This window comes from Dermacoccus sp. UBA1591, from assembly GCF_002322065.1.
Lineage (GTDB): Bacteria > Actinomycetota > Actinomycetes > Actinomycetales > Dermatophilaceae > Dermacoccus > Dermacoccus nishinomiyaensis.
Window position 1 is genome coordinate 13,962 of record NZ_DCNR01000029.1, and the last position, 13,682, is coordinate 27,643.

General features: G+C 69.2%; 14 protein-coding genes and 1 riboswitch. Of the genes, 2 read left to right on the forward strand and 12 right to left on the reverse strand.

The genetic code is table 11. The features are described from left to right. Together B2284_RS03145 and pdxT are read right to left on the reverse strand one after the other, a co-directional pair. On the reverse strand, positions 1-491 hold a 491-nt coding region (locus tag B2284_RS03145; RefSeq protein ID WP_286697175.1), incomplete at its 3' end, for a YebC/PmpR family DNA-binding transcriptional regulator. Positions 492-627: 136 nt separating this feature from the next. Further along, on the reverse strand, positions 628-1,245 hold the full coding sequence (pdxT, locus tag B2284_RS03150) for a pyridoxal 5'-phosphate synthase glutaminase subunit PdxT (protein WP_006946839.1): 618 nt from the start codon (positions 1,243-1,245) through the stop codon (positions 628-630). 75 nt (positions 1,246-1,320) lie between these two features. On the opposite strand from pdxT, the gene B2284_RS03155 reads away from it, so the two are divergent. Beyond that, on the forward strand, positions 1,321-3,261 hold the full coding sequence (locus B2284_RS03155) for a potassium transporter Kup (RefSeq protein WP_231729487.1): 1,941 nt from the start codon (positions 1,321-1,323) through the stop codon (positions 3,259-3,261). A 124-nt stretch (positions 3,262-3,385) separates the two neighbouring features. Here the strand turns inward: B2284_RS03155 and pdxS are convergent, their stop codons facing one another. The 8 genes from pdxS to B2284_RS03195 all read right to left on the reverse strand — a co-directional run bounded on the left by pdxS (position 3,386) and on the right by B2284_RS03195 (position 9,434). Next, the gene (gene pdxS / locus B2284_RS03160) at positions 3,386-4,294 is read right to left on the reverse strand and encodes a pyridoxal 5'-phosphate synthase lyase subunit PdxS (protein WP_006946845.1); all 909 of its coding nucleotides are present in this window, start codon (positions 4,292-4,294) and stop codon (positions 3,386-3,388) included. 161 nt (positions 4,295-4,455) lie between these two features. Beyond that, positions 4,456-5,115: a hypothetical protein gene (locus B2284_RS03165; protein WP_038567945.1), complete on the reverse strand. Its 660-nt coding sequence runs from the start codon at positions 5,113-5,115 to the stop codon at positions 4,456-4,458. Next, positions 5,112-6,257, reverse strand: coding sequence for a glycosyltransferase family 4 protein (locus tag B2284_RS03170; RefSeq protein WP_006946840.1), 1,146 nt, complete (start codon positions 6,255-6,257; stop codon positions 5,112-5,114). The genes B2284_RS03165 and B2284_RS03170 overlap by 4 nt, the downstream gene beginning before the upstream one ends. Before the next feature lie 3 nt (positions 6,258-6,260). Next, positions 6,261-7,205, reverse strand: coding sequence for a phosphatidylinositol mannoside acyltransferase (locus B2284_RS03175; RefSeq protein ID WP_286697176.1), 945 nt, complete (start codon positions 7,203-7,205; stop codon positions 6,261-6,263). A 4-nt stretch (positions 7,206-7,209) separates the two neighbouring features. Then, the gene (gene pgsA / locus B2284_RS03180) at positions 7,210-7,830 is read right to left on the reverse strand and encodes a phosphatidylinositol phosphate synthase (RefSeq protein ID WP_062257612.1); all 621 of its coding nucleotides are present in this window, start codon (positions 7,828-7,830) and stop codon (positions 7,210-7,212) included. 65 nt (positions 7,831-7,895) lie between these two features. Then, complete coding sequence (locus B2284_RS03185; protein ID WP_051805843.1) at positions 7,896-8,471, reverse strand: HIT family protein; 576 nt, start codon at positions 8,469-8,471, stop codon at positions 7,896-7,898. 82 nt (positions 8,472-8,553) lie between these two features. Then, positions 8,554-8,943, reverse strand: coding sequence for a hypothetical protein (locus B2284_RS03190; protein ID WP_038567939.1), 390 nt, complete (start codon positions 8,941-8,943; stop codon positions 8,554-8,556). Next, on the reverse strand, positions 8,940-9,434 hold the full coding sequence (locus B2284_RS03195; protein WP_286697177.1) for a GNAT family N-acetyltransferase: 495 nt from the start codon (positions 9,432-9,434) through the stop codon (positions 8,940-8,942). Before B2284_RS03195 ends, B2284_RS03190 begins: the two co-directional genes overlap by 4 nt. Before the next feature lie 123 nt (positions 9,435-9,557). Beyond that, positions 9,558-9,673, forward strand: a riboswitch (SAM riboswitch). Positions 9,674-9,745: 72 nt separating this feature from the next. Between B2284_RS03195 and B2284_RS03200 the strand changes: the two genes are divergently transcribed. Next, positions 9,746-11,059: a bifunctional o-acetylhomoserine/o-acetylserine sulfhydrylase gene (locus B2284_RS03200; RefSeq protein ID WP_006944529.1), complete on the forward strand. Its 1,314-nt coding sequence runs from the start codon at positions 9,746-9,748 to the stop codon at positions 11,057-11,059. 166 nt (positions 11,060-11,225) lie between these two features. On the opposite strand, the gene thrS is transcribed toward B2284_RS03200, so the two are convergent. Then, positions 11,226-13,223 (reverse strand): threonine--tRNA ligase, encoded by a 1,998-nt coding sequence (gene thrS, locus B2284_RS03205; RefSeq protein WP_006944552.1) that lies wholly within the window; start codon positions 13,221-13,223, stop codon positions 11,226-11,228. 270 nt (positions 13,224-13,493) lie between these two features. After that, a partial coding sequence (locus B2284_RS03210) for a hypothetical protein (protein WP_286697178.1) occupies positions 13,494-13,682 on the reverse strand: 189 nt, incomplete at its 5' end.

Consider the following 13,682-nt stretch of genomic DNA (forward strand, 5'->3'; position numbering starts at 1 on the left):
TCGAGCACGATCTCGAGCAGCGCGTCCTCCGTCGTGTCGGGCTTGTCGCCCTGCGCCTTCGGGACGATGACGATGCCCTTGCGGTTGAACAGGTAGGCGACCGAACCGGAGTCCGCCATCGAGCCACCGTTCTTCTGCAACGCGGTGCGGACCTCAGCGACGGCGCGGTTCTTGTTGTCCGTCAGGCACTCGATGAGCAGCGCGACGCCACCGGGCGCGTAGCCCTCGTACGTGAGGGCCTGGTACTCAGCGCCACCGGCCTCGGCGCCGGAGCCGCGCTTGACGGCGCGGTCGATGTTGTCGTTGGGCACCGACGACTTCTTCGCCTTCTGGATGGCGTCGTACAGCGTCGGGTTGCCCGTCGGGTCACCGCCGCCGGAGCGGGCCGCGACCTCGATGTTCTTGATCAGCTTCGCGAACAGCTTGCCGCGCTTGGCGTCGATCGCAGCCTTCTTGTGCTTCGTCGTCGCCCACTTGGAGTGACCGCTCATGTCTGCCTCTCGGATGCTCGTGCTGCCGTGCTCGAACACGCCCGATGCGGGGCGCGGGGCGAACGCGACGGCAGATGGGCGCGCTCGCTCGGATCGCGGGCCAGTCTAGCGCCGTCGCGAGCCGCGGCCCCAGTCGTCATCCGCGAGCGTGCTCGACCATGCGCACGAACAGGGCGTGGACGCGCGCGTCGTTCGTCACCTCCGGGTGGAACGACGTGGCGAGCAGATTGCCCTGACGCACGGCGACGACGGCCTCACCGCCCGTCGGCAGCGCGACGCTGGAGAGCACCTCGACGCCAGCGCCGACCTCCTCGACCCAGGGCGCGCGGATGAACACCGCCCGCACCGGGCCGCCGTCCACGCCGTCGACGGTGACGTCCGCCTCGAACGAGGCGACCTGACGACCGAACGCGTTGCGCCGCACCGTGACGTCGAGCCCGCCGAGCGTCTGCTGACCCGCCGTCCCGTCGAGGATCCGATCGGCGAGCAGGATCATGCCGGCGCACGAGCCGTAGGCCGGCATCCCCGCGGCGATGCGTTCGCGCAGCGGTTCGAGGAGGTCCCCCTGAGCGATGAGGCGCATCATGACCGTCGACTCCCCGCCGGGGATGACGAGTGCGTCGACGTTCGCAAGATCCGCGGCACGACGAACGCGCACGGCATGCGCGCCGACGTCCTCCAGCATGCGGACGTGCTCGACGACGTCGCCCTGCACCGCGAGCACCCCGATGACGGTCCGTGGCGTTGATTCCATGCCCGCGACCCTATGACACAGGCGTATCTGCTACCCGTGTGGCGCGCGCAGGGGCGGTGGCCCCATACTTTCCGGGTGAGTACTGAAGCGAGCGTGACGAGCGAGGGCGCGTCCACCCCCGAGTCGAACCCCGGCGGCCATGCCAAGAAGGGCATGGCCGCGCTCATGCTCGGCGCCCTGGGCGTCGTCTTCGGTGATATCGGCACCAGTCCGCTGTACTCGGTGCAGAGCGTCTTCAACGTCGACCACAACGCCGTCGTCGCCAACGAGAGCGACATCTACGGCGTCATCTCCTGGATGTTCTGGGCACTCACCATCATCGTGACGATCAAGTACGTCCTGTTCGTCCTGCGCGCCGACAACGACGGCGAGGGCGGCATCATGGCGCTCGCCGCGCTCGTGCGACAGGGCGTGCCCAAGGGCGGCAAACGCTGGGGCATCGTCATGATCCTCGGTGTCATCGGCGCGTCCCTGTTCTTCGGCGACAGCGTCATCACGCCGGCGATCTCCGTCATGTCGGCCATCGAAGGTCTCGAGACGGTGCATGAAGGGCTCACCGAGTACGTCGTCCCCATCGGCGCGATCGTCATCACAGCGCTGTTCTTCATCCAGCAGAAGGGCACGGACGCCGTCGGCAAGTTCTTCGGCCCCGTCATGATCGTCTGGTTCGTCACCCTCGCCGCGCTCGGCGTCAACCAGATCGTCCGCGACCCGGAGATCTTCCGAGCACTGCTGCCGACGTACGCGGGCAGCTTCGTCATCGGCCACCCCTTCATCGCGTTCGTCGCGGCCGGCTCGATCGTCCTGTGCGTGACGGGCGCCGAGGCACTGTACGCCGACATGGGCCACTTCGGTCGCGCGCCGATCACGCGCGCCTGGTTCGTGCTCGTCTTCCCCGCCCTCATCCTCAACTACATGGGGCAGGGCTCGCTCATCCTCAGCGACCCGAAGAACATCTCCAACCCGTTCTTCCTGCTCGCCCCCGAATGGGCCAAGCTCCCCCTCGTCATCCTCGCGACCGCGGCCACCGTCATCGCCTCGCAGGCCGTCATCTCCGGCGCGTTCTCCGTCGCCCGCCAAGCGGAGCGCTCCGGCTACCTGCCGCGCATGACGGTGCGTCACACCGGCGAGGAGGAAGAGGGCCAGATCTACATCCCCGGCGTCAACTGGGTGCTGTTCATCGGCGTCATAACGCTGCTGCTCGCGTTCCGCAGCTCCGAGAAACTCGCCGTCGCCTACGGCCTCGCCGTGACGGGCACGTTCCTCATGACGACGACACTGTTCCTCGTCTACGCGCAGAGCACGCTCAAGTGGCCCAAGTGGCGCCTCGTCGTCCTCGGCTTCTTCCTCTACCTGTTCGAGGGGATCTTCTTCACCGCCAACGTCGCGAAACTGTTCCACGGCGGTTGGCTGCCCGTCGTCATCGCCTGCGGCATCGGCCTGTCGATGCTGACGTGGCAGAAGGGCCGCGACATCGTCGCGCGCCGCCGCCACGACATCGAAGGCCCCCTCGACGACTTCGTGCGCTCCGCCCGCTGCGGTGACCTGCGCGAGGTCCCCGGCACCGCCGTGTTCCTCCACCCCGACCGGACGACGACGCCGCTCGCCATGCGTGAGAACGCCAACTTCAACCACGTCATCCACGAGAACGTCTTCATCGTGACGACGAAGAGCGCCAACGTGCCGCACATCGCACCGGAGGACACCGTCGTACTGGACCACCTCGGCAACGACTACGACCGCATCACGCACCTGACGCTGCGCTACGGCTTCCAGGACGACCAGGACGTGCCCGCCGCCCTGCGCATCGCCGCCGACCAAGGCGTCGACATCGACCCCGACACCGCCTACTACTTCGTCTCCGAGATCGGCCTCATCGACGCAGGCCGCCCCGGCATGTCCAAGCTCCGCAAACTGCTGTTCATGGCGATGAGCCACAACGCCGCCGTCCCCGCCGACTACTTCCGCCTCCCCAAGGAACGGACGGTGATGATGGGGGCTCAGATCCTTCTCTGATCCGCGAGCGGATCAAAGAAGGATCTGAGCCGTTGTCCCGCGTGCTGTCGCACCGAATGAGAATTGTCCGGGGCGAGCTTGCGAGCCCCGGACACGGCGAACCGGAAGACGAGCCGAGGAATTATCACCAACCCCGTTCGGACAGGCGGTGGGGTTCGGGGATCTCGTCGACGTTGAGGCCGACCATGGCTTCGCCGAGGCCGCGGGAGACCTTGGCAAGGGTGTCGGGGTCGTCGTAGAAGGTGGTGGCCTTGACGATCGCTTCGGCGCGTTGGGCGGGGTTGCCGCTCTTGAAGATGCCGGAGCCGACGAAGACGCCTTCGGCGCCGAGCTGCATCATCATGGCTGCGTCGGCGGGCGTCGCGATGCCGCCTGCGGTGAACAGGACGACGGGCAGCTTGCCCTTCTCGGCGACCTCACGCACGAGGGCGTAGGGAGCCTGCATCTCCTTGGCCGCGACGTAGAGTTCGTCCTCGGCCATCGACGTCAAGCGGCGGATCTCGCCGCGGATCTTGCGCATGTGCGTCGTCGCGTTCGACACGTCGCCGGTGCCCGCTTCACCCTTGGAGCGGATCATCGCGGCGCCCTCGTTGATGCGTCGCAGCGCCTCACCGAGGTTGGTCGCGCCGCACACGAACGGCACGTCGAAGGCCCACTTGTCGATGTGGTTGGCGTAGTCGGCGGGCGAGAGCACCTCCGATTCGTCGATGTAGTCGACGCCGAGCGCCTGCAGCACCTGCGCTTCGACGAAGTGCCCGATGCGCGCCTTCGCCATGACGGGGATCGACACGGCCTCGATGATGCCGTCGATCATGTCGGGATCACTCATGCGCGAGACACCGCCCTGCGCGCGGATGTCGGCGGGCACACGTTCGAGGGCCATGACGGCGACGGCTCCTGCGTCCTCGGCGATCTTCGCCTGCTCGGGGGTGACGACGTCCATGATGACGCCGCCCTTGAGCATGTCGGCCATGCCGCGCTTGACGCGGTCGGTCGCCACGGCGGTGTTCTGTTCGGAGCCTGCAGAGCTCATGTGCTCGTCCCTCTTTCTGATGGGCGCCGCGGATGCGACGCGAGAGCCCACGCTAGCCCCGAGACGGGCATGAAGGAGACAGATGATCGTCGATGGCAGCTACCGGCCACGGCATGATGGGGCCGACGACGCCAGCCCGAACACGGCTGCTCCGGCAGAAATCAGCGCCACGCGTCGGTGCGACCGAGGCCGTGGACGCGGGTGGCAAACGTGACTTCTTCCGGCAGCTGCGTGCGTCCAGCCAGGTGCAACGCCCGGACGATCGCCTTGGCGCGTACGCGACGTACGTCGCGTACGGCCTCGTTGTGGAATCGGTAGGCGAGTTCGACGCGATCGCATGCGTCCGCGAGACGCTGACGGGCCCCGTCGTCACCCTCCGCGGGCGCGCTGCCTGGGACGTCAGGCACGGTGCTGATCGGGCGGCGCCCAGCTGCTTCCGCCCGCGACGCGGCGCCGTCCGTCGCCGACGCGTCACCCACGACGAGCGCAAGCGTCTGCGTCAGCGCCGTCTCGGCCTGCGCACGCTCGACGGGTACGCCGACCTGTTGCACGTCGTCCGTGATGAGGGCGCCGTCGGCGGCCTGCAGCGAATCGGCCGCCGACGAGGCGAGCAGCAGCGCGCTCGCCGGGTCGAGAGCGGTGGCCTGCGCGTACTCGGCCGCGGCCTCGGCGCGGCGCACGAGCTGCGCGTCGAGCGAGGCCAGCGACCCCTCGACGCGAGCGTGCAGCCGGTCGAGGCGCGCTGCGGTGTAGCTGAGATACCAGGCGAGCCCGAGCAACAGCGCGACGACGACGGCGACGTCGGCCCACACGCCGCTCATGATCGGCGTCCCGCCACCGCAGCGGCCGCGGCATGCGAACTGCGGACCGTCTCGTACGCGGAGACGACCTGCTGCCCGACGGCCGACCAGTCGTACAGCCGCGCGCGCTCTCTCCCGGCCCGGGACAGGGCGTCACGCGCCCCGCGGTCAGCGAGCACCCCCGTCACCGCATGCGCCAGCGCCGCCGCGTCGCCGGTGTCGAAGAGGACGCCGCAGCGGCCGTCGTCGAGCACGCGCGCGAAGGCCTCCAGATCGCTGGCGACGACGGGGGCGCCGGCGCTCATCGCCTCGATGAGGATGATCCCGAAGCTCTCGCCACCGGTGTTGGGCGCGACGTACGCGTCGCACGACGCCAGCAACGACGCCTTCTCGCCGTCGCTGAGCAACCCGAGGAACTCGACGTGGCCCTCAGCCGAGGCGGGCACCTCCCGCCGCGCCGCGGCGACGTCACCCGGCCCGGCGACGAGGACGCGCACCCCGGGGTGCGCCGGGGCGATGAGCGGGACGGCGTCGAGCAGGACGCGCAGGCCCTTGCGCGGCTCTCCCATGCGTCCGAGAAAGGCAATCGTCGGGCGCTCGTCCCCATCCTGCCAGCGCGCCTCGGGGCGAACCGTCGCGAACCGGTCGACGTAGACGCCGTTCGGCACGAGCGCGGCGTCACCGCCGAGATGGCGCGCGACGGTGTCCCGCGCGGCGCGCGAGACGGCGATGCGCCCGGTGATCTTCTCCAGCGCCGGGCGCAGGAACGGTTGGGCGAGCTGCAGCGCGCGCGAGCGCTCGATCGAGGTGTGGAACGTCGCGACGACCGGCCCGTCGTACGTGCGCAGCGCGAGCAGCGACACGCTCGGCGTCATCGGTTCGTGGACGTGCAGGACGTCGAAGTCGCCGCGCTCCACCCAGCGCGCCGTCCGGCTCGCCGCGACCGGACCGAACGCCAGGCGCGCGACGGAACCGTTGTAGCGGATCGGCATCGCTCCCCCGGCGCTCGTCACGTACGGCGCACCCGCGTCGTCACCGTCGCTCGGCGCGAGGACGCTGACCTCGTGCCCTTCTGCGAGCAGGTACGTCGCGAGGTCGCGCACGTGCAGCTGCACACCGCCGGGCACGTCGAACGAGTACGGGCTGACGAGGCCGATCCGCACCGCTCAGCCCCAGCGCGCGTCGAGGTCGCGGACGAACACGCGCTGCATCATGTGCCAGTCCTGCGTGTGCTCGCGGATGGCGCCGCCGAGCGCGTCGGCGCACGCCTGGACTGCGGCCTGCACGTCGGCGCGGGCATCATCGGTGTGGGCGATGTCGACCGCCGGGTGGAAGCGGATGTCGATGCCCCAGCCGCTGCCGCCGTCGCGCCGGCGGTAGGTGATCGTGATCGGCACGAGTGCCGCACCGGTGCGTCGGGCGATGACGGCGGGGCCGGCAGCGAGGCGGGCCGGCTCGCCGCACAGGTCGACGGTGACGCCGCGGCTCGTGAGGTCGCGATCCGACAGCAGCGGCGCGAACGCACCCGGTTCGCGCACGAGCGTCTCGACCTGGCCGAGGACGTTCTCGCCCTTGGTCAGCGGGATGATCGTCATGCCCAGCTCTTCGCGGAAGTGCAGGAACGCGCGGAGGAGAGCGTCGGGCTCGAGTCGCTCGGCGACCGTCGTCACGTGCGCGAGCTGTGTCGCCGACCAGGCGCCCGCGAGATCCCAGTTGCCGAGGTGGCCGAGGTAGGCGACGACGCTGCGTCCATCGGCGAGCATGCTGCGGGTCGCCTCGAGTTCACCCGAGGTGGTCACCCTCTCGGCGATCTGCTCGCGTGTCAGCGACGGCAGTCGGAACGCCTCGCACCAGTAGCGCAGGTACGAGCGCACGCCGGCGGCGACGAGCGCGTCGAGGGCTGCGTCGTCGAGTTCGGGGCGCGCGATCGCGTAGTTGGAGCGCATCCGCGCGACGCTCGGGCCGCCGCGGCGCGTCGTGACGTCCGCGATGACGTCGAAGAGGCGGTGGGCGGCGCGCTCGGGCAGCGCCCGCACGCCCCACCAGGCGCCCTTGAACGCTGCGACGGTGACGGCGTCGCGGGCGCGCGTCGTCAACCCCTCGGCGGCCACGCGCTCAGCCCTCGAACGGCTTGGCGAGGGCCTGCTTCCGCACCATGAGCATGCGCTGCACGACCGTGATGAACGATGCGACGGCGAGCAGCGTGAGCACGACGGTCAGCACGATCTCGGGCAGGAACCAGCCGACGAGGCCGGTCGTGACGAGCACGGCGACGAGACGGTCGGCGCGCTCGGCGATGCCGACGTTCGCCTGCATGCCGAGACCCTCGGCCCGGGCCTTGGCGTAGGAGACGACCGAGCCGAGCACGAGGCACGCGAGCGCGAGGCACGCCATGAGGAAGTTGTCGCCCTTGCCCGCGTAGTACAGGACGAGGCCGCCGAAGATCGCGGCGTCACCGACGCGGTCGAGCGTCGAGTCGAGGTAGGCACCCCACGTCGACGAGCGGCCCGACAGGCGCGCCATGTTGCCGTCGAGCATGTCCGAGAAGACGAAGACGGTGATGAACAACGTGCCGACGAGGAAGTCGCCGCGCGGATAGAACCACAGTGCACCGAACGCGACACCGACGGTGCCCACGATCGTCACGACGTCGGGGCTGATGCCGAGACGCAGCAGGAGCTGGGCGATGGGCCGGAAGATGGCGGAGAAAAACGCGCGCGCGTACTTGTTGAGCATGGTGGTTCAACTGTAGCGGTTCGATATACCCGTTCGAGGCAGCGCACTGCCCGTGGTGCCCGGTGTCAGTCGTTCGGCCAGTTCGCGACGATGCGCTGACGGCTGTCCTCGAGCAGCACCGGCAGCGCCTTGGTGCGCCCGATGATCGGCATGAAGTTCATGTCGCCACCCCAGCGCGGCACGATGTGCTGATGCAGGTGCGCGGCGACGCCGGCACCTGCGACGTCACCCTGGTTCATCCCGAGGTTGAACCCGCCCGGGTTCGACGCGGCCTTGAGGGCACGCACCCCGGCCTTCGTCAGCTTCGTGAACTCCTCGGTCTCGTCGTCGGTGAGGTCGATGTACGAGGCGACGTGACGGTACGGGCACACGAGCAGGTGGCCCGGGTTGTACGGGAACAGGTTCATCACGACGAAACAGTGCTCACCACGGTGGACGATGAGGCCGTCGGCGTCGGTCTTCGTAGGCGACGCGCAGAACGGGCAGCCGTGGCCGGCGTCCTTTGTCGGACGCTCGCCCTCGATGTACGCCATGCGGTGCGGCGTCCACAGCCGCCCGAACCCGTCGGCCTCGCCCGCGAAGGCGCCGGCTTGCTCGATGAGGATGTCGTCCTGCGAATCAGTGTTGAACTCGTCGACCATGGCCCGATCCTAGAGCCCCGCCTGCCTCGACGCAGCGGCCGCGGGTGGGCTCGCGCGCACCATGCACCCCGGGTGAGCGGTCTCAGACCGCCGCGATCTCGCGCAGACGCGCCGGGACAATGGTTCGGTCGGCTTCCCCCGCGTGCGCGACGTCGCCGACACGGCCCGCCAACGTCCGCGCGACCTCGGCCGCGTCGCCGTCACCGACGACGGCGACGATGCTCGCCAGCCCGGCGAGGCCCGTGACGGCGTCCTCGAGGTCGAGCCAGTCGTCGTCATCGAGGCCGGCCGCCGCCCCCGGCCATGCGACCGAGGCGGCCATGACGCCGTCACGAGCCCACTGCTCGACAGCGTCGCGCGCGAGGGCGCCGTCAGCACCGAGGTGCAGGACGACGGCGTTCGCGACCGGTTTGGACGGGCAGGCGATGCAGCGCTCGCGCTGATCGAGCGCCCAGATGACGTCGTCGCTCATGACGCACGCTCCGCATCGCGGCGGGCGTCGAGGCCGAACGGCGCCACACGCTGCATGTGACGTTCGTCCGGCGGGCCGAAGCCGGCCCGTTCGTACAGCCTGCGGGCACGCGGACGGGCGTTGAGCATCATTCGCGCGACGTCGTGCGCGTCGGCCCAGGCGTCGACGATCCGCAGCATCCGCTCGGCCAGGCCCTGGCCGCGCGCCGACGGCGTGACGAAGACGACCGCGATGTAGAGCGACGGCTGCGCCGGCCGAGCCAGCGCCGGGGGCCGGTGCACGAGCGACGTCTGCACCATGCCGAGAGCCGTCCCGTCAGCACTCGAGGCGAGCCACGTCGGCAGATCGCCGTAGTGCGCGAGCCAGTGATCGGCATACTCGGTGATGAAGCCGGAGCGGTTGCTCTCCCCCGCCTCGAGGTCCATCTGCAGACGCAGCGCCGCGCAGGCGAACGCGTCTTCGCGGCGCGCGCGGACGATCGTCGGTGTCATGGCAACAGTCAAGCACGGCATGAGGGTCGTCGCCCGTAGGCGCGTCGCGTCAGCACGGGGCCGCGACCGGAATGTGAGACAGCATTCCCGCCTGATGACACCACCCGGCCTAGAGTGGCCGCAGGTCACGAGCGCCAGCGTCAAACCCCGGTTTGCTGGCCGGCAACCCTCCCACCGCGGCGGGGTGCTCCGGGTGACGACCTGGCCCGGCGCCGAGCGCGTCCGGGCAAGCGCGGAGGGATTCCCCTTCGGGCACCACACGTACGGTGCGCCGCCCGTGCGTCCACGCACTCCTCAAGAGGGACATCATCATGAGCTCCGAGAACTGGGCCTTCGAGACCAAGCAGATCCACGTCGGCCAGAACGTCGACGGCGACACCGGCGCCCGGGCGCTGCCGATCTACCAGACGACGTCGTTCGTCTTCGACTCCGCCGAGACCGCGGCCAACCGCTTCGGCCTGTCGGATCTCGGCCCCATCTACACACGCATCGGTAACCCGACGGCGCAGGCGGTCGAAGACCGCATCGCCGCGCTGGAGGGCGGCGTCGGCGCGTTGCTGCTCGCGTCGGGTCAGGCGGCGACGACGTTCGCCATCCTCAACGTCGCGCAGGCCGGCGACCACATCGTCGCCTCGTCCGCGCTGTACGGCGGCACGTACAACCTGCTGAAGTACACGCTCAAGCGACTCGGCGTCGAGACGACGTTCATCGACAACATCAACGATCTCGACGAGTGGCGCGGCGCCATCCGCGACAACACGAAGCTGCTGTTCGGCGAGACGCTGAGCAACCCCGACCAGAAGGTGCTCGACGTGCGCGGCCTCGCCGACATCGCGCATGACGCCGGGGTGCCGCTGTTCGTCGACAACACCGTCGCGACGCCGTACCTGCTGCGCCCGATCGAGCATGGCGCGGACGTCGTCATCCACTCCGCGACGAAGTACCTCGGGGGGCACGGGACGTCGATCGCCGGCGTGCTCGTCGACGCCGGGACGTTCGACTACGCCGCCGACCCGGCGAAGTTCCCGCAGTTCAACGAGCCGTCGGAGAGCTACCACGGTCTCGTGTTCGCCCGCGACCTCGGCGTCGGATCGCCGCTCGGCGCGAACCTCGCCTTCATCCTCAAGGCGCGCGTCGAACTGCTGCGCGACCTCGGCGCGGCCGTCTCCCCGTTCAACGCGTTCCTCATCGCGCAAGGCCTCGAGACGTTGTCGCTGCGTGTGGAGCGACACGTGGAGAACGCGAAGAAGGTCGTCGAGTTCCTGAAGTCGCAGCCGCAGGTCGAGAAGTTGTTCTACGCCTCCGACCCGTCGAGCCCCTACAAGGAACTCGCCGACCGCTACCTGCCCGCCGGCTCCGGCGCCGTGCTGTCGTTCGAGATCGCCGGCGGCGTCGAGGCGGGCAAGAAGTTCGTCGACGCTCTCGAACTGCACTCGCACGTCGCGAACATCGGTGACGTCCGTTCCCTCGCCATCCATCCTGCGTCGACGACGCACTCCCAGGGCAGCGACGAGGACCGCCGCGGCGCCGGCGTGACGCCCGGACTCGTGCGGTTGAGCGTCGGCATCGAGAACTCCGCCGACATCATCGCCGACCTCGAGAAGGGCTTCGCTGCAGCGAAGTGACCGTGCGCTGAGGTGGGTCCCCGCGACGGGTGACGCAACCGGGTTCCCTACCCCGAGCGTGGTCACCCGGCCGTGTCGAACGCCGGCCCTCGGGTGCACATGCCAACACACGAGCGCGCCCCCGAACCGCGAGGTTCGGGGGCGCGCGTCGTCGTCGAGGCAGACGTCAGCCGGCCGTCGGGTCGGTGTTCTGACGTTCGGTGATGACGCGGGTGATCTCGGCGATCGCGTCGGCCACCGGCACGCCGTTCTTCTGCGACCCGTCGCGGAAACGGAACGAGACGGCGCCGTTGTCGCGGTCCTCTTCACCGGCGATCAGGATGAACGGCGCCTTCGACTTGGACGCGTTGCGGATCTTCTTCGGGAAGCGGTCGTCGCTCATGTCGACCTCGACACGCACGCCGGCTTCGCGCAGCTTCATCGCGACGTCCTGTAGGTAGTCGTAGTACTCCTCCGCGACGGGCACGGCGAGCACCTGAACCGGCGCGAGCCACGCCGGGAACGCGCCCGCGTAGTGCTCGACGAGCACGCCGAGGAAGCGTTCGATCGAGCCGAACTTCGCCGAGTGGACCATGACGGGCTGCTGACGCGAGCCGTCCGCCGCCTGGTACTCGAGGCCGAAACGAGCGGGCTGGTTGAAGTCGTACTGGATCGTCGACATCTGCCAGGTACGGCCGATGGCGTCGCGCGCCTGCACGGAGATCTTCGGGCCGTAGAACGCGGCACCGCCCGGGTCCGGCACGAGCTCGAGGCCGGACTCGAGCGCGACGTCCGACAGCACCTTCGTCGCGATGTCCCACTGTTCGTCGGTGCCGATGAACTTGTCCTTCTTGTCCCCGTCGACGTCGCGCGTCGAGAGCTCGAGGTAGAAGTCGTTCATGCCGAAGTCGCGCAGTAGGCCGAGGATGAAGTCGAGCAGGTGCTTGATCTCTCCCGGCGCCTGTTCGGGCGTGACGTAGCTGTGCGAGTCGTCCTGGGTGATCATGCGCACGCGCGTCAGACCGGAGAGCACGCCCGACTTCTCGTCGCGGTACACCGTGCCGAACTCGAAGAAGCGCAGCGGCAGCTCACGGTAGGAGCGCCCACGCGAACGGAAGATCTCGTTGTGCATCGGGCAGTTCATCGCCTTGAGGCGGTAGTTCTGCCCGTCGACGTCGAGGGGCGGGAACATCCCGTCCGCGTAGTACGGCAGGTGACCCGAGGTGTAGAAGAGGTCTTCCTTCGCAATGTGCGGCGTGCCGACGTAGGAGAAGCCCTCCTCGATGTGACGGCGGCGGACGTAGTCCTCCATCTCACGCTTGATGATGCCGCCCTTGGGGTGGAACACCGGCAGGCCGGGGCCGATGTTCTCGGGGAAGCTGAACAGGTCGAGCTCGGCGCCGAGCTTGCGGTGGTCGCGCTTCTCGGCCTCGGCGAGGCGCTCGAGGTAGGCCTTCAGCTCGTCCTTCGTCGGCCACGCAGTGCCGTAGATGCGCTGCAGCTGCGGGTTCTTCTCGCTGCCGCGCCAGTATGCGGCGGCCGAACGCATGAGCTTGAACGCGTTGCCGAGCACCTTCGTCGACGGCACGTGCGGGCCGCGGCACAGGTCGCCCCAGGCGACGGTGCCGTCGCGGCGGACGTTGTCGTAGATCGTCAGCTCACCGCCACCGACCTCGGCCTCCGCGCCCTCGGCCGCATTCGCAGCGTTGCCCTTGAGGCCGATGAGCTCGCACTTGTAGGGCTCGTGCGCGAGTTCTTCGAGGCCCTCGGCGTCGGTGATGACGCGGCGGTTGAACGTCTGGCCCTCGTTGACGATCCTCTGCATCGCCTTCTCGAGCTTCTTGAGGTCGTCGGGCGTGAACGCCTCGGCGACGTCGAAGTCGTAGTAGAAACCGTCGGTGACGGGCGGGCCGATGCCGAGCTTCGCGCTCGGGTTGATCTGCTGCACCGCCTGCGCGAGCACGTGGGCCGCGGAGTGACGCAGGACGGCGAGGCCCTCCGGGTCCTGAGCGGTGACGGGCTCGACGGACGCGCCGTCCGGGATCTCGCGGAACAGGTCGCGCAGTTCACCGTCGATGCGCATGACGAGGACGGCCTTGTCGCCGCCGAACAGGTCCGTGCCCGTCGTGCCCTGCTCGACCTCGCGTGGTTCGCCGTTGACGGTCAGGGTGATGTTCTCGGACACGGCTGTGCTCCTTGTTCGTGACGTGCAGACTCGGCCGCACACGTACGAATGGCACGGCCCGTGCGGCCAAGGCTACCGGGTGCCCCCGACCACCCCACGTCGAGCCGCCGGCACCACCCAGGCGTGACGTTGGTCGCCCGCGGTGATGCGAGGCGGCCGTTGCTGAGGAGCTCCTACGAATGTGGACGTAGATCGCCGATGTGGACGAAAATCGCAGGTGGGTCAGGGGCCCGTACTCATCTGCGATTTGCGTCCACATTCGCGATTCCTCTACACCTCGGCGAGCGGCGTCCACACTCGCGAGGTTCGGCCGCCATTACCAACCTGGGTGACGGTCGTCGACGGCGCCGTGTCCAGCCGACGACCACATTGCCGTCCGGACGCGACGAGGCCGCCCACCATCCAGTGGGCGGCCTCCTCGATCGCGCCGAGCGTGCAACCTTCCTCGACCGATGCCGA